The following is a 20,838-nucleotide window of genomic DNA, read 5'->3' as shown; positions in this document are numbered from 1 at the left end:
AATCTCGGTTGATTCCCTCCGTCCCCTTTATCTGCGCATGGCACTGTTGAACATCCGTCCGGCCACCGTGGCCGATGCTGGCCTGATCCTGCATTTCATCCGCGAGCTGGCGATCTACGAGAAGGCCGAGCATTCGGTGCAGACCGATGAGATCGGCATCGCCGAGAGTCTGTTCGGTGCCGATGCCACGGCGCACGCGCTGATCTGCGAAGCCGACGGCGAGGCCATCGGCTACGCCGTGTATTTCTACAATTACTCCACCTGGCTGGGCCGCAAGGGCATCTACCTGGAAGACCTGTACGTCAGCCAGGAAAAGCGCGGCGGCGGTGCCGGCAAGGCGCTGCTGAAATACATCGCACGCCAGGCCGTGGCTGAAGGCTGCGGTCGGTTCGAATGGTCGGTGCTGGACTGGAACACCCCGGCCATCGAGTTCTACACCGCTGCCGGCGCGAAGCCGCAGGACGAGTGGACCGTGTACCGGTTGCAGGGCCAGGCGCTGCACGATTTCGCCAACGGATGAGGTGTGTGGTGGGTGCGAACCTGGGTGCGCACTCCCTGCGCAGCCCAAAAAAAGCCACGCCAATCGCTGGCGTGGCCTCGCTGCATGCGTGGGAGGCTGATCCTGCCTCCATCCGTCGTCCCTGCTATGGCCTTCCATTCTCCGGCAGCTGAATGACACCTGCGTGACATTCACTGCGGACAAACAGCGCATTGCTAGCCTGTGCCGCCCCATCCCTGGAAGCACCGCATGACCACCCCGCGCTGGCGCCTGATCCTCAACGGCAAGTCCGCAGGCAATGACGAACTGCGCGACGCGGTCGGCCACTGGCGCGGGCAGGGCGTGCAGCTGGAAGTGCGGGTGACCTGGGAGGACGGTGACGCCGAGCGCTACGTGGCCGAGGCGATTGATCACGGCGTGGATGTGATCGTTGCTGCCGGTGGCGATGGCACGCTCAGTGCGGTGGCCGAGACGCTGGCGCATCGTGAGGAAGCAGCGGACATGCTGCCCTCGCTGGCGCTGATCCCGATGGGCACCGCCAACGATTTCGCCACCGCCGCCGGCATTCCCACCGAACCGAAGGGGGCCTTCGCGTTGATCGGGCAGGCCGCGCCGCACGCCATCGACCTGCTGCGCGTGGACGCCGATGGCACGCCGTGGTGGTGCGCCAATCTGGCCAGCGGCGGCTTCGGCACGCAGGTCACCGTGGAGACCGACGCCGGGCTGAAAAAGATGCTGGGCGGCCTTGCCTACGTGATCACCGGCATTGCCAAGCTGGGGCGGATCGAGCCGATCAACGCGCGCCTGTCGGGGCCGGATTTCGCGTGGGAAGGCGACTTCATCGCCCTGGGCATCGGCAACGGTCGCCAGGCCGGTGGCGGCCAGCAGCTGTGCCCGCAGGCGCTGATCGACGATGGGCTGCTGGATGTGACGGTGCTTCCGGAGCTGGAAGGCGAAGTCACCGCCACCCTCGGCCAGATGCTGAAGTCCGGCACCCAGGCCGCGCTGGAACAGCTGGCCACGCGTGCGCGCCTGCCGTGGCTGCAGATCGACGCGCCGAAGGCGCTGACCCTGAACCTGGACGGCGAGCCGGTGCAGGCCCAGCGGTTCCGCATCGACTGCGTGGCAGGCCGGGTGCGCATGCATCTGCCGGCCGGTTGCCCGTTGCTGGGCGGGCAGGGGTAGCGCCGTTGGGTAGAGTCGACTGGGTAGAGTCGACTGTTAGTCGACTTGCACGCGCAACGCGGGCATTTCCGGCACCTGATGGAAGAGCAGTCGACTAACAGTCGACTCTACCGGTTTCCGCGCCGATCGCCGCCGCGGTCCCCATCACCGGCCCCGCCGCCGGCCCCGTGCTCGCCGTGGTTCAGTTTCCCAGGGTTTCCCTCCCGCCGATCCTGCGATACAGTCAAGGGGTGTCCAGCCTGACGACCCCGCATACCCTTTCTTCCGCACGCCGTTGGTGGCGATGGTGGCCCGTTGCCGTCGTCCGCCCCCATAACGCTGTGTCCCGGAAGGAAAGTCGTCTTGAACTCGCACGCTCAGTTTCAGCTGCAGGCCGCTGAAGGCCACACCCATATTCCCGTCGTCCGCGAAGTGCTGTCCGACTTGGACACGCCGCTCTCGGTCTATCTGAAGCTCGCCGACGGCCCCAATACCTACCTGTTTGAATCCGTCGAAGGCGGCGAGCGCTTTGGTCGTTACTCGATCATCGGCCTGCCGGCGCGCCGCGTGTACGCCTTCCACGGTCACACGCTGACCGTGCGCGAGGACGGCCAGGTGGTGGACACCCGCGAGGTGGCCGACCCGTTCGCCGAGGTCGAGGCGCTGCGCAGCGCCCACTCGGTGCCCAAGCTGGAAGGCCTGCCGGGCTTCACCGGAGGCCTGGTCGGCTGGTTCGGCTTCGAGTGCATCGGCTACATCGAACCGCGTCTGGCGCCGCCGGCCGGCCGTGATGAGCTGGGCACGCCGGACATCCTGCTGCTGGATTCCAACGAACTGGCGGTGTTCGACAATCTCAAGGGCCGGCTGTACCTGATCGTGCATGCCGACCCGCGCGTCGAAGGTGCGTTCGAACAGGCGCAGGCGCGCCTGGACGCACTGACTGCGAAGCTGCGCGCACCGGGCGCCGGTTATCCGGCGCCGCTCAACAGCGACGTGCTGGACGAGTCCGATTTTGTTTCCGGTTTCACCCGCGAAGGCTTCGTCGATGCGGTCCAGCGCAGCAAGGAATACATCCGCGCCGGTGACATCTTCCAGGTGGTGCTGAGCCAGCGCCTGAGCGTGCCGTTCAAGGCGCGCCCGGTGGATGTGTACCGCGCGCTGCGTGCACTGAATCCGTCGCCGTACATGTATTTCCTGGATGTCGGCGACCTGCAGGTGGTCGGCTCCTCGCCGGAAATCCTGGTGCGCCTTCAGGATGGCGAAGTGACCGTGCGCCCGATCGCCGGCACCCGCCCGCGCGGTGCCACCGTCGAACAGGACCTGGCGCTGGAAGCCGAACTGCTGGCCGATCCGAAGGAACGCGCCGAGCACCTGATGCTGATCGACCTCGGCCGCAACGATGCCGGTCGCGTGTCCAGGGCAGGCACCGTGGAAGTGGGCGAGCAGTTCGTGATCGAACGCTACAGCCACGTCATGCACATCGTCAGCGAAGTGACCGGGCAGCTGCAGCCGGGCCTGAGCTACGCCGACGTGCTGCGCGCCACCTTCCCGGCCGGTACGGTCAGCGGTGCGCCGAAGATCCGCGCGCTGGAAGTGATCCGCGAGCTGGAACCGATCAAGCGCAATGTCTACGCCGGCAGCATCGGCTACATCGGCTGGCACGGCGATGCCGATACCGCGATCGCGATCCGCACCGCGGTGATCAAGGATGGCCGCCTGTACGTGCAGGCCGGCGCCGGCATCGTCTACGACTCGGACCCGGACAAGGAATGGGACGAGACGATGAACAAGGGCCGCGCGCTGTTCCGCGCCGTCGCCCAGGCCGCCAAGGGCCTGTGAGCCTTTCCGTGCCGTGGCCTGCGCCGCGGCACCTTCCGCTGTTCCCATCCACGACAAGGAGTACCGCATGAAGCTGCTGAGCGCATTGCTGTGGTCGTCACTGCTGGCCACGATGGCCCCGTCTGCGTGGGCACAGGCCAATACCATTCCTTCGCAGCCGCACCTGCTGGTGAAGGGCAGCGCAACCCGGGCGGTGATGCCGGACCGCTTTGGCGTGAAAGTCGAGCTGGCCAGCATCGACTTGCAGACCGAAGGTGCCCGCCGACGCGTGCAGGGCAATACCGAGCAGGTGCTGAAGCTGTTCGAAAAGCATGGTGCCCTCAGCGACAGCGTGCGCGCCGACAACCTGGGCATATCGCCCTCGACGCGCTACCGCGATGACGAGGAGGTCTACAACGGCATCGAGGCAAGCCGCAGCCTGAGCGCATCATTTGCCACTGCCGAGGCACTGAAGGGTTTCCTGGGTGAACTGAAGGTCAGCCGCGAAGTGCAGGTGAACACGGCCACACCCACCTACGCCAATGCGGCCAAACTGCGCGCCGAGCTGAAGGCCGAGGCGGCAGCGGAGACCCGCGCGTCGGCCAAGGGCCTGGCCGGCGCCTATGGCGCGAAGATCACCGGTCTCTACAGCATTTCCGATGTGGCCCCGAGTTTTGCCTACGGTGTGCAGGCCGGCACATGGCCCAACAGTGGGCCGGCCGCCGACAGCTACGCCTACGCACCGGCAGACGGCAATTCGCTGGATCGCGTCCAGGTGACCGGCAGCCGTGCTGCCGCGGCACCCGCGCCCGGCGAACTGCTGGTGGCCGCGCCCATCACCTACACCGAAAACGTGTACGCCATTTTCCTGATAAGCGACGGAACCTGACCATGTTGTGGATGATCGACAACTACGACAGCTTCACCTACAACCTCGTGCAGTACCTGCAGACGCTGGGCGCCGAAGTGAAGGTGGTGCGCAACGATGCGATGAGCGTGGACGAGATCGCCGCGCAGAAGCCTGAGCGCATCGTCATCTCACCCGGGCCGTGCACGCCCAACGAAGCGGGCGTGTCGCTGGAACTGATCCAGCGCCTGGGCCCGACCACGCCGATCCTCGGCGTCTGTCTGGGCCACCAGGGCATCGGCCAGGTCTACGGCGGCACGGTGATCCGTGCCGGCAACATCATGCACGGCAAGACCTCGCCCATCCGCCATGAAGGCAAGGGCGTGTTCGCCGGCCTGCCGGACCGCTACCAGGCCACCCGCTACCACTCGCTGGTGGTGGACAAGAACAGCCTGCCCGACGTGCTGGAAGTGACCGCCTGGACCGAGAACGACGACGGTTCGATCGAAGAGATCATGGGCCTGCGCCACCGCCAGTTCCCGGTGGAAGGCGTGCAGTTCCACCCCGAATCCATCCTCACCGAACACGGCCACGCCCTGCTGCGCAATTTCCTGCAGCGCCCGGCGGCCTGATCCAAGGAGCATTCCCATGAGCTTCTCCCCCAGGAAGCCCTGCACCGCACCATCGAGCACCGCGAAATCTTCTTCGACGAAATGGTCGACCTGATGCGGCAGATCATGCGTGGCGATGTCTCGCCGATGATGACCGCGGCGATCCTCACCGGCCTGCGCGTGAAGAAGGAGACCGTGGACGAAATCGCCGCGGCGGCCACCGTGATGCGTGAATTCGCCCGGCCAGTGCCGGTGGCCGACACCACCAACCTGGTTGATATCGTCGGCACCGGTGGCGATGGCTCGCACACCTTCAACATCTCCACCTGCGCGATGTTCGTCGCCGCCGCCGCCGGTGCGCGCGTGGCCAAGCACGGCAACCGCAGCGTGTCCTCCAAGTCCGGCAGCGCCGATGCACTGGAAGCGCTGGGCGCGGTGATCGAGCTGCAGCCGGCGCAGGTGGCCGCGGCCATCGAACAGACCGGCATCGGCTTCATGTTCGCGCCGATCCATCACCCGTCGATGAAGGTGGTGGCCCCGGTCCGCCGCGAAATGGGGGTGCGCACCATCTTCAACATCCTCGGCCCATTGACCAACCCGGCCAGCGCGCCGGCGGTGCTGATGGGCGTGTTCCATCCCGATCTGGTCGGCATCCAGGCGCGCGTGCTGCGCGAACTGGGCACCGAGCGCGCCATGGTGGTCTGGGGCCGCGACAACATGGACGAGATCTCGCTGGGCGCCGGCACCCTGGTGGGCGAACTGCGCGACGGCAAGGTGCGCGAGTACGAGATCCATCCGGAAGACTTCGGCATTGCCATGTCGGCCAGCCGCAACCTGCGCGTGGATGGCCCGGAGCAGTCCATTGCCCTGCTGCGCGCGGTGCTGGACAACGAGTCGGGCCCGGCGCTGGATATCGTTGCCCTCAACGCGGGCGCGGCGCTGTACGTGGCCGGTGTGGCCAGCGACATTGGCGACGGCCTGGCCCGCGCCCGTGCCGCCATCGCCAACGGCAGCGCCCGCCAGCGCCTGCAGCAGTACGTTGACACCACCCGCGCGCTGGTTGCCTGAGCGCGCGGTTCAGCCTGACCCACCCGATGGCCGATAATGGCCGTCCTCACCGCCCCAGTACCGAAGCGACGACGATGAGCGACATCCTGCAGACGATCCTGGCCCGCAAGGCCGAAGAAGTAGCCCAGCGCCGCGCCCAGCGCCCGCTCGAGGAGCTGCAGGCCGCCCTGGCCAGCGCCCCGCCGGTACGTGGCTTCGTGCGCGCGCTGCAGGCGGCGGTGGCCAACGGCGACCCGGCGGTGATCGCCGAGGTGAAGAAGGCCAGCCCGTCCAAAGGCGTGATCCGCCCGGACTTCCGCCCGGCGGACATCGCCGTCAGCTATGAGTTCGGCGGTGCCAGCTGCCTGTCGGTGCTGACCGACGTCGATTTCTTCCAGGGCGCCGACGCCTACCTGCAGCAGGCCCGCGAGGCGTGCACGCTGCCGGTGCTGCGCAAGGACTTCGTCATCGATGCCTACCAGGTGTACGAAGCGCGCGTGCTCGGCGCCGACTGCATCCTGCTGATCGTCGCCGCGCTGGATGACACCCAGCTGGCCACGTTGTCCGAGCTGGCGCTGTCGCTGGGCATGGACGTGCTGGTGGAAGTGCATGACATCGACGAGCTGGAACGCGCGCTGCAGGTGCCGGCGCCGATGATCGGCATCAACAACCGCAATCTGCGCACCTTCGAGGTCTCGCTGCAGACCACCCTGGACATGCAGAAGGCGGTGCCGCGTGATCGCCTGCTGGTCACCGAGAGCGGCATCCTCGGCCCGCAGGACGTGGCGCTGATGCGCGACGCCGGCATCCATGCCTTCCTGGTCGGCGAGGCCTTCATGCGCGTGGAAGAGCCGGGCGAGGGCCTGCGTCAGCTATTCTTCGCGGCATGACAACGCACTATCCAACGCCGCGCGGGGATGCGCCGCTGGTGGTCTTCGACTTCGACCACACCCTCTACGATGGCGATTCGGGCACTCACCTGTTCGCCTCGCTGATCAAGCGCAACCCGTTGCGCATGCTGGCCGCACTGCTGGTCACGCCGATTGCCGGGCCGATGGTGGCGATGCTGCCCACGCGCCGTGCCGGCATTTCGGTCTACGTGTGGATCGGCAGCTTCGGCCTGCATCGCGCGCGTGATTTCAACCGCGTGATCGACGCCTATGTGCTGCGCAACGAGGCGCAGATGCGCGCCAAGCTGCTGCCGCAGGCGCTGGAAGTGTTCGCCGCGCACCGCGCCAAGGGCGACCGGGTGGTGGTGGCCACCGGCGCGCCGCCGGAGCTGGCGCGCGCGATCCTGGCGTTCGTCGCCCATCAGGACGTGCCGGTGATCGGCACCGAGGTCGGTCCGCGGCTGGGTGGCGTCGGCCCGACCCGCCACTGCCACAACGAAGAGAAGATGCGCATGCTGCGCGAGCGCGGTTACGGCGATATCGATATCGCGTATTCGGACAGTACCGCCGACCTGCCGCTGCTGCTGGCCGCCAAGGCGCCGGTGGTGGTGAACCCGAAGCGCTCCAAGGTGGATTTCTTCCGCAGCGTGTTGCCGGCCGGCACCCGCATCCTCAACTGGGGCTGCGTCGAGCGCGGCGGCGACAAGGCCTGAGCCGAGCCTGCTGTAGAGCCGAGCCATGCTCGGCTGCTCTTCGTTGCGGTATCCGTGCGCCATCAGCCGAGCATGGCTCGGCTCTACAGGGGATGCCTCAGCGATACAGGTGCCCGTACACCGCGTGGCCGATCTGGAACAGGCTGATGCCCAGCACCAGCACGCCCACCGCTACCAGCACCCAGCGCTCCTTCACCCGCTTGACCAGGATGGCCGCCACCGGCGCGGCCATCATGCCGCCGATCAGCAACCCGGCGACGATCTGCAGGTGCTGCACGCCCATCGAGAGCAGGAAGGTGGCCGAGATGGTCAGGGTGACGATGAACTCGGCGGCATTGACCGTGCCGATGGTGGTGCGCGCCTGGCCACCACGGGCGAGCAGGGTGGAGGTCGCCACCGGACCCCAGCCGCCACCGCCGCTGGCGTCCAGCAGGCCGGCGAAGAAGCCCAGCACCGGCACCCGGCGGATCTCGCCCTGTGGCATCCAGCGGCCCGCGGCGCGCGCCAGGATGATGATGGCCAGCACCAGCAGGTACAGGTAGATCAGCGGCCGGATGATGTCGCCGGGGATCTGGGTGAGCACGTAGGCGCCCAGCGCGCCACCGACCGCACCGGGCAGGGCCAGACGCAGGAACAGGCGTTTGTCGACATTGCCGGCGGCCAGGTGCGACACGCCGGAAGCGCCCGTGGTGAACACTTCAGCGGTGTGGATGCTGGCGCTGACCTGCGCGGGCGGCAGCCCCATGCTCAGCATCACCGAGGAGGACACCAGGCCGAAGGCCATGCCCAGCGCGCCGTCCACCAGCTGTGCGCCTAGGCCGATGAGGATGAACCACCAGAATTCGCTGCTCAGTTCCATGCACCGAGCCTAGCCCAGCAGGCCGCGCAGAGGCCGTGTAGAGCCGAGCCCACGCTCGGCTGCTGTACGCCAATGGCAGCTGAGCGTGGGCTCGGCTCTACAGGACTGCCCCCGGCAATCAACGGGTGCCGTACAGCACCACGGTCTTGCCACGGGCATGCAGCAGGCCATCGGTCTGCAGCTTCTTCAGCACGCGGCCGGCCATTTCGCGTGAGCAGCCGACCAGGCGCGCCAGTTCCTGGCGCGAAACGCGCAGCTGGCTGCCCTGCGGATGGCTCATCGCCTCCGGTTCCTGGGCCAGGTCGTGCAGAGTGCGCACAATCCGGTCGGTAACGTCCAGGAATGCCAGGCGGCTGGCCTTGCGGCTGGTGTCGAGCAGGCGCTTGGAGATCTGCTGGCCCAGCGCGTACAGCAGGCGCGGGGCATCGGCCGACAGCGGGCCGAGGAACAGCTGATGCAGGCGCTCGTAGCTGATTTCAGCCAGTTCGCAGGCGGTACGGGTCCGCAGGATCACCTCGCGGCGGTCCGATTCGACGAACAGGCCCATCTCGCCGACAAACTCGCCGGCACCGAAGTAGCCCAGCACCAGCTCGCGATCGTCATCTTCCTCGGCCATGATCGAAACCGAGCCGCTGATGACGTAATACAGGGTTCCCGCCGGGTCACCGGGTCGGAAGACGTCGGTACGGGTGGGATATCGCCGCCGGTGGCTGTGCGCCAGGAAACGATCGATGGTGGCGATATCCAGGGCCAGTGGACTGCTAGCTAGGCGCACGGTTGACACGATAGGGGCGCTCCCTCTGCGCATGAACGGATTCACGGGGTCGATAGCGGAGCTTAACCAGCGCAATTGTTAAGGGCAAACAGTGTGCCAGAACTCTTGCGTCTTCACGTTCCCCCGGGGGCAGTTTGCCCCATAATTCACCCTTTCCCCTTCTTACACAGGAATCGACCGCCGTGGTCAAGCCGTTGCCTCGCCTGAGGCTGCAGGGTTTCAACAACCTCACCAAGGCGCTGAGCTTCAACATCTATGACGTGTGTTACGCGCGCACCGAAGAGGAGCGTCAGCGTTACATTGAATACATCGATGAAGAGTACAACGCCGACAGGCTGACTCAAATCTTGACCGATGTCGCCGAGATCATCGGCGCCAACATCCTGAACGTGGCCCGCCAGGACTACGACCCGCAGGGTGCCTCGGTGACCATCCTGATCTCCGAAGAACCGGTGATCGACAAGAAGCTGGCCGGCAAGGAGCTGATCTCCGACGCCGTGGTCGCGCACATGGACAAGAGCCACATCACCGTCCATACCTACCCGGAAACCCATCCGCAGGAAGGTATCGCGACGTTCCGCGCGGACATCGACGTGGCCACCTGTGGCGTCATTTCGCCGCTGAAGGCCCTGAACTACCTGATCGAGAGCCTCGAGTCGGACATCGTGATCATGGACTACCGCGTCCGTGGCTTCACCCGCGATGTGAAGGGCAAGAAGCACTTCATCGACCACAAGATCAACTCGATCCAGAACTTCCTGGCCAAGAACATCAAGTCGCGTTACGAGATGTTCGACGTCAACGTCTACCAGGAAAACATCTTCCACACGAAGATGCACCTGAAGGACTTCGACCTGGACCAGTACCTGTTCGAGGAAAAGGCCAAGAACCTGTCGTTCAAGGAACGCATGAAGATCGAAGCGCTGCTCAAGCGCGAGATCGAAGAGCTGTTCCACGGCCGCAACCTGTCCGAGTAAGCCCCATGTGCGATGCCCGCAGGCATCGCCACCCAGGCGGGACGACCCGCCCCGTGGAACCTGTGTTGCGCAAGCGGTATAGTTCCACGGTGATGTACCGACCCACGGCCCGGTGTGAAAACACCGGGCCGTTTCGTTTTTGTCAAAAAAGGTAAGGAGCCCCCACCCATGCCCTGGATCTACCTGTTGCTGGCCGGTCTGTTCGAGATCGGTTTCGCGCTTGGAATGAAGTACTCCGAAGGCTTCAGCAAGCCCCTGCCCACCGTTGTCACGGTGGTGTCCGCACTGATCAGCCTGTACCTGATGAGCCAGGCGATGAAGAGCATCCCGGTCGGTACGGCCTATGCGATCTGGACCGGTATCGGCGCCCTGGGCGTGGCCGTGCTGGGTATCTACCTGTTCAACGACAGCGCATCGCCGGCCCGCCTGGCCTGCGTGGGCCTGATCGTGGCCGGTGTGATCGGCCTGAAGCTGGTCTCGCCCAACTGATTGATGGCCCGACCAACGGTCGGGCCCCACCGTCGGACCCCGGCGCACCTCCTGGTAGGCCCGCACCGTTGGTGCGGGCGACCCTTCAAATGCGGTAAGCGATGGTCTTCATCACCTTGGAGGCCAGCGCCATCGCGCCCGGAATCGGGAACGGCAGGCGGCGTGCGCCGGCCTGCTCGGCGTGGTCCGCGTGGCGGGCCTCGTCTTCCTTCATGACCGCGATGACCGCGCGGCTGCGCAGGTCGCCGGCCGGAAGGTCGACCAGGTGCTCGTCCAGATGGGCCTCCACCTGGCGCTCGGTCTCGACCACGAAGCCCAGGTTCCAGCCATCGCCGCGCAGCCCGGCCAGGGTGCCGATGGTGTAGCTGCCGGCATACCACAGCGGGTTGAACAGGCTGGGACGGCTGTCCAGTTCGCCCAGGCGGGTGGCGCACCAGGCCAGATGGTCGGTCTCTTCCTGGGCTGCTTCCAGCAGGTGTTCACGCGTGGCCGGGTCGCGGGCCACGGCGGCCTGGCCGAAATACAGGCCCTGCGCGCAGACCTCGCCGACGTGGTTGATCCGCATCAGGCCGGCCGCGTGCCGGCGCTCGGCGTTGTCCATGCCCGGCTCGGCGGTGTCGGCGGCCGGGTAGGGGCGGGCCGCCGGCGGGTTGCCGAACACCGTGTCCAGGGCGCGCTGCGCCTCGGTCAGCAGGTGGTCCAGCGGGGTGGTCTGGCGGAGCACGGTCATGGCGGTACGCGATGGGGCGGAAGACCCCCGATTCTCGCCCGCGCCCGGGCCCCTGCCAACCCGGCGCTGGGTGCGGCTTGCACCCGGCCGCCAAGGTGAGTACAATCCCGCCTCTTACGCTTCACCTTTTCACAACGCGTGGCAGAGTTCCGGTGAGCCTTTCGCCGCAATGAGCCCGACCTAACCTAGAGTTCTTCATGAGCACTTTCACTGCCAAGAACGAGACCGTCCAGCGCGACTGGTACCTCGTCGACGCCGAGGGCAAGACCCTGGGCCGTCTCGCCACCGAGCTGGCCCGCCGTCTGCGCGGCAAGCACAAGCCGGTCTACACCCCGCACGTTGATACCGGCGACTACCTGGTCGTCATCAATGCAGAAAAGATTGCCGTCACCGGCAAGAAGCTGCAGGACAAGATGTATCACCGTTTCACCGGCTACATCGGCAACCTGAAGACCGAATCCCTGGCCCAGGCGCTGGAGCGCCACCCGGAGCGCGTGATCGAGATCGCCGTGAAGGGCATGCTGCCGAAGGGCCCGCTGGGTCGCCAGATGTACCGCAAGCTCAAGGTCTACGCCGGCACTGAGCATCCGCACGCCGCACAGCAGCCGCAGGTTCTGGATATCTAATCATGGCTATCACTCAAAACTACGGCACTGGCCGCCGCAAGTCCTCCACCGCTCGCGTGTTCCTGCGCAAGGGTTCGGGCAACATCACCGTCAATGGCCGTCCGCTGGACGAGTTCTTCGGTCGTGAGACCGCGCGCATGATCGTGCGCCAGCCGCTCGAGCTGACCAAGAACACCGAAAGCTTCGACATCCTGGTCACCGCCGCTGGCGGCGGCACCACCGGTCAGGCCGGTGCGATCCGTCTGGGCATCGCCCGTGCACTGGTCGAGTACGACGAAACCCTGAAGTCCGAGCTGCGCAAGGCTGGCTTCATGACCCGTGACGCCCGTGAAGTCGAGCGTAAGAAGGTCGGTCTGCACAAGGCCCGTCGCGCCACCCAGTTCTCCAAGCGCTGATCCATCGCGCCTGGTTGGGCTCCTTCGGGAGCCCGCTGGATGGAAACGCAAAAGCCCGGCTTCGGCCGGGCTTTTGTCGTTTCTGGGTTGTGGATTTCGAGGTTGGAGGTTGCCGGCCAGCGGCCGGCACTACCGATGGCTTCGCATGCCCGTCCCCCGGTCTTTGTAGAGCCGAGCCGATGCTCGGCTGCTCTTGGTGGGAATGCGTGACCAAACAAAAAAGAAAAAAGCCTGATCTTTCGATCAGGCTTTTTTCTTTTTGTTTGGCTGCCCCGGATGGATTCGAACCACCGAATGCCTGAGTCAGAGTCAGGTGCCTTACCGCTTGGCGACGGGGCAAAACGTGCAACTATTTTCTCACTTTTCACATTGAAAAACAACTTCATTTTCAATGTGGTGGCTATGGGTGGACTCGAACCACCGACCCCAGCATTATGAGTGCTGTGCTCTAACCGGCTGAGCTACATAGCCTTGGTGAGCCCGCTATTCTGCGGATGTGTAACGGGCATGTCAACACTTTTGTGCCGAGCTTGTGGGCCGGCAGAGGGCATGGGATAGTCCCGGACAGTAGATTTTTAGGAGTCCGCATCGTGATCGATCCGGACGGCTATCGACCGAACGTCGGCATTGTGCTGATGCGGCAGGACGGCCAGGTGTTCTGGGCACGACGCGTGCGCCGGGACGGCTGGCAGTTCCCGCAGGGCGGCATGAACACCGACGAGACGCCTGTCGAGGCCATGTATCGTGAACTGCAGGAAGAGACCGGCCTGCTGCCTGAGCATGTGGAAGTGCTCGGGGCAACGCCCGGCTGGCTGCGCTACAAGCTGCCGGCGCGCGCCATCCGCCGCAATGAGCGGCAGGTCTGCATCGGCCAGAAGCAGGTCTGGTTCCTGCTGCGGCTGACCGGCGACGAATCGCATGTGAAGCTGGACCACACCGACTCGCCCGAGTTCGATCACTGGCGCTGGGTCGATTTCTGGTACCCGGTGGAGCATGTGGTGATGTTCAAGCGCGGCGTCTATGCCCGCGCATTGCGACATCTGGCGCCACTGGCACGCGGGGTCGCAGGTCAGGGCGTCACTGCCATGCCCAAGAGCGCTGCCGAGGCCTGGATGCCGGGGCACAACGCCGGTCACGACCGCCCGCGCAAGCGCCCCCGTACCCGCGGTTACTGGCCCAAGAAGGCCCAGGGCGACGGCCCGGCGAGCTGATCGGCTGAACGGTATCGAGAATGGTTCATGTCCTTGATTGACAACCATTCTCGTTTCCATTGGAATAGGCAACAGGCCGCTTCTGGCCTGTCAGCCCGGTTCCTGCCTGTGTACGTCTGCATCTGCAACGGAGTCACCGACCACCAGATCCGTGAAGCCGCCTCACAGGGCGTCACCTCGGTGGGCGAGCTGACCATGCGTACCGGCTGCGGCGCGACCTGCGGTTCCTGCCTGGACATGGCGGGTGATCTGCTGGCCAAGGCGTTGAACACCCACGACCTGCCGCTGCCGGTGCTGGGCCTGCAGGCGGCCTGATCCGCCCTTCGCGCGGCGCCCACGCCACGCCCACATCCGGTTCACCGCTGGCCGCACTGGCCAATGCGCACGATTCGCGTTCCTTCACGCCTGCGCGCAAGGGGTTAAAGTGCCCGCGTTTTCAGCGCGCAGGAGCACCGCCATGAAGGGCGATACCAAGGTCATCGAATTCCTCAACAAGGTCCTCTACAACGAGCTGACCGCGATCAACCAGTACTTCCTGCACGCCAAGATGCTCAAGAACTGGGGCATCAAGGAACTGGCCGAGCACGAGTACAAGGAATCGATCGACGAGATGAAGCATGCCGACATGCTTGCCGACCGCATCCTGTTCCTCGAAGGCCTGCCGAACTTCCAGGCGCTGGGCAAGCTGCGCATCGGCGAGAACCCGACCGAGATCCTGCAGTGCGATCTGTCGCTCGAACGCGACGGTGTGGTCACCCTGCGCGAGGCCGTGGCATATGCCGATTCGGTGGGCGATTACGTCAGCCGCCAGCTGTTCGTGAAGATCCTCGATTCGGAAGAGGAGCACATCGACTGGCTGGAAACCCAGCTTGACCTGATCGAGCGCATCGGCGAGCCGAAGTACCTGCTGAGCAAGCTGGAAGAGTGACCTGACGCCGGGTCCGCGTAGCGTCGAGCTTGCTCGACGGCTCCGTCGTGTCCGGCATGGCCCAGTCGAGCAAGCTCGACTCTACCGGCTACCGGTGCTGCGCCAGGTAGCCCGTCAGCGCCACCCGTGCACGGGCGAATTCGGCCACCAGCAGCGCGACCGCCACGGCGGGGCGCTGCAGGCTGCCACTGCGCGCTTCATGCTCGATGCGTGCAGCAACCGCCGACAACGACAGCGCACCCACGTTCGCGCTGGATGATTTCAGGCTGTGCGCGACGGCCTGCAGGCGCGATTCATCACCGTTCTGCGCGGCCAGCTGCAACTGCTGCACCATCGCCGGCGCATCTTCAAGAAAGACCGTAACGATCCGGATGGCCGCCTCGCCGATCACCGCGTGCAGTTCGTCCAGCACATCGCGGTCGAGCACCGGTTGGGGTGCCGCGCTGGGTGGCTTGGTCTGTAGCGTCGAGCTTGCTCGACGATCGCCAGGCTGATCGCAGTCGAGCTCCGCCAGCCGGGCATGGCTCGGCTCTACGGCAGGTAGGGGCAGTGACGCAGGTTTGCCCCCGGTCCAGCGCTGCAGCAGCGCATGCAACGCGGTGCGCGCGATCGGCTTGGACAGGTAGTCGTCCATGCCGGCCTGCAGGCAGCGCTCCCTGTCGCCGGCCATGGCATTGGCGGTCATCGCGATGATCGGCAGGCGCGTGCGCCCGGCCTCGGCTTCCTCGGCGCGCCAGCGGCGTGTGGCGGCATAGCCGTCCAGTACCGGCATCTGGCAATCCATCAGGACCACGTCCGTGCCGCCTTCGCGCAGCACAGCAAGCGCCTGCTCACCATCGGCGGCATGGCGGACATCGCACTGGAACACGCGCAGCAGTTGCTCGGCGACCATCCGGTTGACCGTGTTGTCCTCCACCAGCAGCACGCGCAGATGCAGCGGCGCCAGCGTCGCCGCCGCCGGCAGGGCTTCGGCACTGGCCAGCAGGGCCGAGGGCCGTGCGTGGGCCACCGGCGCCCCCAGCAGTGTATGCAGGGCAGCATCTTCGAAGTCGGTGGGTAGCCGGTGCTGGCGCGCGCGCGCCGGCATGGCCTCGTCCTGCAGCCACAGCAGTTGCAGGGTGTCATCCTCGCCACGTTCGGCCACGACCTGCTGCAGCGTGGCCCCGCCATTGCGACGCGCACGTGCATCGGCCAGCAGCCAGGCCGGTGCCAGCTGCCCGGGGCCGGGCGCTGCCCGCAGGCGCTCGACCACGGCGTCCAGCTGCGCCAGCACCTGCACCTGCAGACCGTGATGGGCCGCGATGCGCTGCACGCGTGCCTGCAGCGTCGCGTCGGTACTGAACAGCAGCAGCGGGGCCGGGGCGCGCGCCATCGCAGGCAGGTCGCCGGGCACCTTCAGCAGCGGAATCTCGAACCAGAACGTGGCACCGTGGCCGGGCGTGGACTGCACACCGATGCGGCCCTGCATCAGGTCGATGATGCGCTTGCAGATGGCCAGGCCCAGGCCGGTTCCGCCATAGATGCGGGTGGTCGAGGCGTCGGCCTGGCTGAAGGACTGGAACAGGCGGGCCTGCAATGCCGCATCGATGCCGATGCCGGTGTCGATGATCTCGAAGCGCAGCTGATGCTGCGCGGCCGCTTCGCCCAGGCGCAGCACGCGCAGCTGCACCTGGCCGCGTGCGGTGAACTTGATGGCGTTGGCCAGCAGATTGCTCAGCACCTGGCGCAGGCGCACCGGATCACCGCGCACCGGCAGGCGCACCGACGGGTCCAGCTGCAACGCCAGTGCCAGGCCCTTGTTGTCGGCGGCCCGCTGCATCAGCTGCACCACCCCGTCGAGCAGATCGCGCAGGTTGAAGCTGGTGATCTCCAGTTCCAGTGCCTGTGCTTCCAGCCGTGAGTAATCGAGGATGTCGTCGACGATGCGCAGCAGCTGTTGCGAGCTGGCCGACGCGGTGGCCAGCATCTGCCGCTGGTCGTCGCCCAGCGGCCCGCGTGCGATCAGCTCCAGCATCGGCAGGATGCCGTTGAGCGGGGTGCGGATTTCGTGGCTCATCGTGGCCAGGAATTCGCCCTTGGCCAGCACCGCCGCCTCGGCCGCCTGCTTGGCCTGCAGCAGCTGCTGCTCCAGCTGGCCCTGGCGCTCGGTGGTCCGCCGCAGCTGGTCGCGCTCGCCGAGCAGTGCGTCATGCCTGCGCTGCAGCGCGCTCAGCGCATGCCGTTGCGCACGCAGGCGCAGGCTCGACAGCAGCAGCGCGCAGGCCACCACCGCCAGAGCCACCAGCAGCGCCGCCCACAGCGGCACCTCAGAGCACCGCGTTGTGGAAGTCGAAGTTCAGATCGCTGCCGGCCGACTGCACCATGTTGCCCTGGATGTAGTCGACACCGCCGACCCACATCGCCGCGGCGGCCTGCGGGTCTTCGATCTGCTGGCCGATGATCTGCAACCCGGCGGCGTGCGCCTGTTCGATCGCCCGGCGCAGTTCCTCGCGCGTGGCCGGGTTGGAATGGCTGCTGGAAAAGCGCGCGGCCATGCGCACGAACGACAGCGGCAGCTGGGTCAGCAGCGCGTCGGCGTCGGCGCCGGGCTCGAACTGGCTCAGGCAGAAACGTACGCCGGCACTGGCCATGCGCTGGCAGAACTGCTGCAACGGCACGGTGTGGATCAGCGCGTCGGGCAGGCGCACGTCGATCACCAGCGCGCTGCCGGGCAGATCGCGTTGCTGCAGCGATTCCAGCAGCCAGTCGCCGAAGGCATCGCGCTGCAGGGTGCGCAGCGACTGCGAAACGAACAGGTTCAGCGGCTGGGTGGCATGCCGGTACAGGTCCAGCAGGCCCAGCGCGTGGTCCATCACCTGCTGGTCGAGGTCGGCAATGCGGCCGGCCGCTTCGGCCGCCGGAATCACCTGGCCGGCGGCCAGCACCGTGCCATCGGCCTGGCGCAGGCGCAGCAGCAGCTGGTACTGCGCGGTATTGCCACCGGCAACGGCGACGATCGGCTGGTAGGCCAGTTCCAGCTGGCCTTCCAGCAGGGCCAGGTGCTCCTGCTCGGTCACGGCCTGGCGATGCACGTGGCCGGCCACGCCCGCGCTGAGCAGGCGCGCCTGCAGGGTGGTTCTTTCCACCGCTTCCAGCGCGCTGCTGGCGTCATCGAAGCCCGGCGACAACGGCGCATAGCCAACCACGCCACGCAGGTGCACCGACTCGTCATCGCGGATCACGAAGGCGCGCGCCGAGAGCTGTTCGCGCAGGGTCGCGGCGATGCCTTCCAGCGAGTCTTCGCCGGCATTGCGCGCCAGCAGCAGGAAGCTGTTGTCGTTCAGGCGGGCCAGCAGATGCGGTTCGCCGGCCTCGGCCAGACGTTGCCCGGCCTGCACCATCAGCCGCTCGAAGGCGGCGTAGCCGTAGCGCTCGCGCAGCCCGAGGGCGCTGGCCACCTCGATGAAGAACACACCGCCCGCGTCGCGGTGGGCGAGCGCGGCATTGAGCTGCTGCAGCACATGGTGGCGCGTCGGCAGGCCGGTTTCCGGATTGCTGGTGGCCGGCGCACCGCCCACACCCGGCAGCGTCGCGGCCTGCGCACGCGCGCGGCGGATGCGGTTGGCCACGGCCGCGATCAGGTGACGGGGCCGGATCGGCTTGCTCAGGTAGTCATCGGCGCCACTGTCGAGCACTTCGAACTGGCGCTCCGGATCCGGGTCACCGCTGAGGAACACGATCGGCAGCAGCTGCAGGCCGGGTTGCTGGCGGATCAGGGCGGTCAGCCGCATGCCATCCAGCCCCGGCAGGTGCAGGTCCATCAGGATCAGGTCGGGATGGTGTTCCTTGATGGCCTGCAGCGCGCCGTCGGCATCGCTGTGCACGATCGCCTGCATGCCGGCGCCGTGCAGCACGCTCTGCGCGAACAGCGCCTGGGCACGGTCGTCCTCGACGATCAGCACGCGATAGGGCGAGTCCGCAGGCGGCGGGGCCGGGTCCGAGTTGCCGGCGTCGGCCAGCGCCGCCGCGCCAGGCAGCGCCGGGGGCACGAGCGGGGGCGGAGCCGTTGCCGCCGGGCTGGCCGGAGGCGGCGGTGTTGCCATCACCGGAGCCGTCACCGGGTGTGCCCAGCGCTGCCAGTGGTCGGCCGGCGGGGTTTCAGCGCGTCCCGGGCGGGCGCCCGCGGGGATTCGTTTGCGGCCATCGGTGCTCCTGGTGTTCGCGTCCATTATGCGACAAGCCTGGTGATCAGCCGCTGCCGGATGGCCTTGTTACCGACGCCGAGCCGCCGCGTGCCAGCCAGCGCACGCCTTTCCACAGGGCGCGCCAGACCAGCCACACCGCCAGTGCACCGGCCAGGCTGCAGGCCAGCACCACCACCAGCGCGATCCACGGGTGCGCCAGCGCCAACGCCAGGCCGCCGATCACCACGGTGTCCTCGGCGGCGGAGGCCACCCAGTTGCTGGCCGGTTCCGGCGAGGTGTTGAGCAGGGCGCGGGTGCCCGCCTTCAGGCCATGGCTGGCCAACGCCACGCCGGCGCCGGCAGCGAGCGCGCCGGTTCCCAGTTGCCCATCCGGCGACAGCGTGGCGGCGGCGAGGAAGGCACCGGCCGGCACGCGTGCCAGGGTCTGCACCAGGTCCCAGGCCGAGTCCACACCGGGAATCTTGTCGGCAAAGAATTCGGTGATGGCCAGCGCCGCCGAAGTTCCCAGCACCCACCACGATTCGGTGGCCTGCAGGGCGGGGGCAGGTCGACCCAGCCAAGCAGGCCGGCCAGGCCGACGCCGAACACGGTGAGGTAGACGCGGATGCCGGCCAGCCAGGCCAGCAGGATGCCGATCACGAACAGGTGGGCTTCGGTCATGGCGGTGCTCCGGCGACGGAACTGTGCAGGGGGCCACACTATCGACGATGGCGTGGCTGAACGCCACAGACCGTGGCGGGCCACTGCGCAGGAAACCCACCCGTCCTGTCATACACTAGCCCGTCGTTTGCCACAGGGGCCGTACCGGTATCGCCCTGGCGATGCCCCGGAATCCACCCATGAACAACCGCCCACCCATGCGCGTGCAGGTGCGCCTGCCGGGTGCCTCGCAGCCCCCGCCGACCGTCGACGCCTGCTGGTGATCGGCGGCATCTGGCTGCTCAGCCTGGTGCTGGCGGTCCTCGGTGGCTGCTGGATGGCCACCCCGCGCGATGCCCAGGGCCAGCGCCTGCAGGCCGCCGAGAAGCGCGCCGAGACGCTGCAGGGGCAACTGACCGAGCTGCGCCAGAAGCAGGCCACGCTGGAAGCCTCCGACCGCATCAGCCGCGCCGCCAATACCGAGGTGCAGTCCTCCCTGGCCGAGCGTGATGAGGAAATCGCCGGCCTGCGTGCCGATGTCGCCTTCTACGAACGCCTGGTCGGCTCGACCAGCCAGCGCAAGGGGTTGAACACCCATTCCATCGAGTTCAGCCCGGAGACCGCCGGCACCTGGCAGTACACCGCCGTGCTGACCCAGAACCTCAACCGCGGTGCCATCAGCCAGGGGCAGATGCGCTTCACCGTGGAAGGCGTGAAGAACGGCAAGCTGGCCACGATCAGCTGGGATGATCTGCACCAGCGCAGCAAGGTACCGGGGCAGGATTACTCGTTCCGGTACTTCCAGCAGATCACCGGCAGCGTCATGCTGCCGGCTGACTTCACCCCGCAACGCGTGCGGGTGACATTGGGGAGTGGTACGGGGGTACCACCCAGGTATTCGACTGGAAACAGGCCGGTGCGCCGGCCAGCAAAGGGGAGTAGGCAGATGTTCGGGAACAGCAAATCCAACCGTGATGGCCAGCTGGTGGTCGACGCCCTGATCGGCAACCAGGTGGTGATCCGCGGCGATGTGGAGTTCAGTGGTGGCCTGTATGTGGAAGGCCGCATCCACGGCAAGGTGATCGCCGCCGAGGGCGCCAGTGGCGCGACCCTGACGGTGGCCGAGCACGGCGTGATCGAAGGCGAGATCCGTGCCCAGGTGGTGGTCATCAGTGGCCGCCTGGACGGCGATGTGCACGCCACCGAGAAGGTTGAACTGACGCCGAGCGCGCGGGTCAACGGCAACGTCCATTACCAGGTGGTGGAAATGAATGCGGGCGCCCAGCTGAACGGCCGCCTGATCCATGCCAGCGCCCCGATGGCGGCGCTGCCGGCCCCGGAAGGCGACGACGCCAATGCGGGCAAGGGCGACACCGCCGCGCGCCGTAAGCTGGCCGAGGCGATGGCTTGAAAGCCGTCGTCGGCGCCCCCATGCT

At 66.8% G+C, this 20,838-nt stretch carries 21 protein-coding genes, 2 tRNA genes and 2 pseudogenes; 17 read left to right on the top strand and 8 right to left on the bottom strand.

Translation table 11 applies throughout. The features are described from left to right. Nucleotides 1-37: 37 nt before the first annotated feature. The 8 genes from N4G47_RS17950 (at nucleotide 38) to N4G47_RS17915 (ending at nucleotide 7,589) form a co-directional block, all read left to right on the top strand. Nucleotides 38-520, top strand: coding sequence for an N-acetyltransferase family protein (locus N4G47_RS17950; protein ID WP_475289200.1), 483 nt, complete (start codon nucleotides 38-40; stop codon nucleotides 518-520). Between the two features lie 228 nt (nucleotides 521-748). Continuing rightward, the gene (yegS, locus tag N4G47_RS17945; RefSeq protein WP_475289198.1) at nucleotides 749-1,684 is read left to right on the top strand and encodes a lipid kinase YegS; all 936 of its coding nucleotides are present in this window, start codon (nucleotides 749-751) and stop codon (nucleotides 1,682-1,684) included. A gap of 342 nt (nucleotides 1,685-2,026) precedes the next feature. Then, on the top strand, nucleotides 2,027-3,502 hold the full coding sequence (trpE, locus tag N4G47_RS17940; RefSeq protein WP_475289196.1) for an anthranilate synthase component I: 1,476 nt from the start codon (nucleotides 2,027-2,029) through the stop codon (nucleotides 3,500-3,502). Nucleotides 3,503-3,569: 67 nt separating this feature from the next. After that, complete coding sequence (locus N4G47_RS17935) at nucleotides 3,570-4,370, top strand: SIMPL domain-containing protein (protein WP_475289195.1); 801 nt, start codon at nucleotides 3,570-3,572, stop codon at nucleotides 4,368-4,370. A gap of 2 nt (nucleotides 4,371-4,372) precedes the next feature. Further along, on the top strand, nucleotides 4,373-4,960 hold the full coding sequence (locus N4G47_RS17930; RefSeq protein ID WP_014038739.1) for an anthranilate synthase component II: 588 nt from the start codon (nucleotides 4,373-4,375) through the stop codon (nucleotides 4,958-4,960). Nucleotides 4,961-4,999: 39 nt separating this feature from the next. Continuing rightward, nucleotides 5,000-6,007, top strand: a complete 1,008-nt coding sequence (trpD, locus tag N4G47_RS17925; protein WP_475289974.1) for an anthranilate phosphoribosyltransferase — start codon at nucleotides 5,000-5,002, stop codon at nucleotides 6,005-6,007. Between the two features lie 74 nt (nucleotides 6,008-6,081). Next, on the top strand, nucleotides 6,082-6,876 hold the full coding sequence (gene trpC / locus N4G47_RS17920; RefSeq protein ID WP_049426871.1) for an indole-3-glycerol phosphate synthase TrpC: 795 nt from the start codon (nucleotides 6,082-6,084) through the stop codon (nucleotides 6,874-6,876). Continuing rightward, nucleotides 6,873-7,589 carry a haloacid dehalogenase-like hydrolase gene (locus tag N4G47_RS17915; protein WP_475289192.1) on the top strand — a complete coding sequence of 239 codons (717 nt, stop codon included), beginning with the start codon at nucleotides 6,873-6,875 and terminating at the stop codon, nucleotides 7,587-7,589. Before trpC ends, N4G47_RS17915 begins: the two co-directional genes overlap by 4 nt. 97 nt (nucleotides 7,590-7,686) lie before the next feature. On the opposite strand, the gene N4G47_RS17910 is transcribed toward N4G47_RS17915, so the two are convergent. Both N4G47_RS17910 and crp read right to left on the bottom strand, forming a co-directional pair. Continuing rightward, on the bottom strand, nucleotides 7,687-8,448 hold the full coding sequence (locus N4G47_RS17910) for a sulfite exporter TauE/SafE family protein (protein ID WP_249842651.1): 762 nt from the start codon (nucleotides 8,446-8,448) through the stop codon (nucleotides 7,687-7,689). A gap of 118 nt (nucleotides 8,449-8,566) precedes the next feature. Continuing rightward, nucleotides 8,567-9,256 (bottom strand): cAMP-activated global transcriptional regulator CRP, encoded by a 690-nt coding sequence (crp, locus tag N4G47_RS17905; RefSeq protein ID WP_010482649.1) that lies wholly within the window; start codon nucleotides 9,254-9,256, stop codon nucleotides 8,567-8,569. Between the two features lie 149 nt (nucleotides 9,257-9,405). On the opposite strand from crp, the gene speD reads away from it, so the two are divergent. Then, nucleotides 9,406-10,200: an adenosylmethionine decarboxylase gene (speD, locus tag N4G47_RS17900; protein WP_005411315.1), complete on the top strand. Its 795-nt coding sequence runs from the start codon at nucleotides 9,406-9,408 to the stop codon at nucleotides 10,198-10,200. A 168-nt stretch (nucleotides 10,201-10,368) separates the two neighbouring features. Beyond that, nucleotides 10,369-10,689, top strand: a complete 321-nt coding sequence (gene sugE, locus N4G47_RS17895; protein WP_475289190.1) for a quaternary ammonium compound efflux SMR transporter SugE — start codon at nucleotides 10,369-10,371, stop codon at nucleotides 10,687-10,689. 85 nt (nucleotides 10,690-10,774) lie between these two features. Here sugE and coq7 read toward each other — a convergent pair whose 3' ends face one another. Further along, nucleotides 10,775-11,419, bottom strand: coding sequence for a 2-polyprenyl-3-methyl-6-methoxy-1,4-benzoquinone monooxygenase (gene coq7 / locus N4G47_RS17890; RefSeq protein ID WP_475289188.1), 645 nt, complete (start codon nucleotides 11,417-11,419; stop codon nucleotides 10,775-10,777). Between the two features lie 197 nt (nucleotides 11,420-11,616). Here coq7 and rplM point away from each other — a divergent pair, with 197 nt between their 5' ends. After that, entirely contained in the window at nucleotides 11,617-12,045 is a 429-nt protein-coding gene (rplM, locus tag N4G47_RS17885; RefSeq protein ID WP_005414692.1) for a 50S ribosomal protein L13, read from the top strand. Nucleotides 12,046-12,047: 2 nt separating this feature from the next. Next, a complete protein-coding gene (gene rpsI / locus N4G47_RS17880; RefSeq protein ID WP_005411311.1) occupies nucleotides 12,048-12,440 on the top strand; it encodes a 30S ribosomal protein S9 in 393 nt (130 codons plus the stop codon). 264 nt (nucleotides 12,441-12,704) lie between these two features. Here the strand turns inward: rpsI and N4G47_RS17875 are convergent. Together N4G47_RS17875 and N4G47_RS17870 are read right to left on the bottom strand one after the other, a co-directional pair. Further along, nucleotides 12,705-12,779: transfer RNA gene (locus N4G47_RS17875), tRNA-Gln, on the bottom strand. A 55-nt stretch (nucleotides 12,780-12,834) separates the two neighbouring features. Beyond that, nucleotides 12,835-12,911 (bottom strand) — tRNA-Met (locus tag N4G47_RS17870). A 119-nt stretch (nucleotides 12,912-13,030) separates the two neighbouring features. Here N4G47_RS17870 and N4G47_RS17865 point away from each other — a divergent pair. From N4G47_RS17865 to bfr, 3 genes are all read left to right on the top strand, one after another. Beyond that, entirely contained in the window at nucleotides 13,031-13,651 is a 621-nt protein-coding gene (locus N4G47_RS17865) for an RNA pyrophosphohydrolase (protein ID WP_475289186.1), read from the top strand. Between the two features lie 108 nt (nucleotides 13,652-13,759). After that, nucleotides 13,760-13,966 (top strand): (2Fe-2S)-binding protein, encoded by a 207-nt coding sequence (locus tag N4G47_RS17860; protein WP_107232914.1) that lies wholly within the window; start codon nucleotides 13,760-13,762, stop codon nucleotides 13,964-13,966. Between the two features lie 142 nt (nucleotides 13,967-14,108). Continuing rightward, nucleotides 14,109-14,579 carry a bacterioferritin gene (gene bfr / locus N4G47_RS17855; protein ID WP_005414691.1) on the top strand — a complete coding sequence of 157 codons (471 nt, stop codon included), beginning with the start codon at nucleotides 14,109-14,111 and terminating at the stop codon, nucleotides 14,577-14,579. Nucleotides 14,580-14,667: 88 nt separating this feature from the next. Here bfr and N4G47_RS17850 read toward each other — a convergent pair whose 3' ends face one another. The 3 genes and pseudogenes from N4G47_RS17850 to N4G47_RS17840 all read right to left on the bottom strand — a co-directional run bounded on the left by N4G47_RS17850 (nucleotide 14,668) and on the right by N4G47_RS17840 (nucleotide 19,423). Further along, on the bottom strand, nucleotides 14,668-16,884 hold the full coding sequence (locus tag N4G47_RS17850; RefSeq protein WP_475289183.1) for an ATP-binding protein: 2,217 nt from the start codon (nucleotides 16,882-16,884) through the stop codon (nucleotides 14,668-14,670). Between the two features lies 1 nt (nucleotide 16,885). Next, nucleotides 16,886-18,787 (bottom strand): EAL domain-containing protein, encoded by a 1,902-nt coding sequence (locus N4G47_RS17845; protein WP_475289182.1) that lies wholly within the window; start codon nucleotides 18,785-18,787, stop codon nucleotides 16,886-16,888. A gap of 19 nt (nucleotides 18,788-18,806) precedes the next feature. Continuing rightward, nucleotides 18,807-19,423, bottom strand: a pseudogene (locus N4G47_RS17840) (DUF4126 domain-containing protein). A 179-nt stretch (nucleotides 19,424-19,602) separates the two neighbouring features. Between N4G47_RS17840 and N4G47_RS17835 the strand changes: the two are divergent. Further along, nucleotides 19,603-20,344, top strand: a pseudogene (locus tag N4G47_RS17835) (DUF6776 family protein). 4 nt (nucleotides 20,345-20,348) lie between these two features. Continuing rightward, on the top strand, nucleotides 20,349-20,813 hold the full coding sequence (locus N4G47_RS17830) for a bactofilin family protein (RefSeq protein WP_107232919.1): 465 nt from the start codon (nucleotides 20,349-20,351) through the stop codon (nucleotides 20,811-20,813). Nucleotides 20,814-20,838 lie beyond the last annotated feature (25 nt).

The sequence above is a fragment of the Stenotrophomonas sp. GSD10 genome (assembly GCF_056172695.1).
Note: the sequence above shows the minus strand (reverse complement) of the source record. Positions and strands in the feature narration are given on the sequence as shown.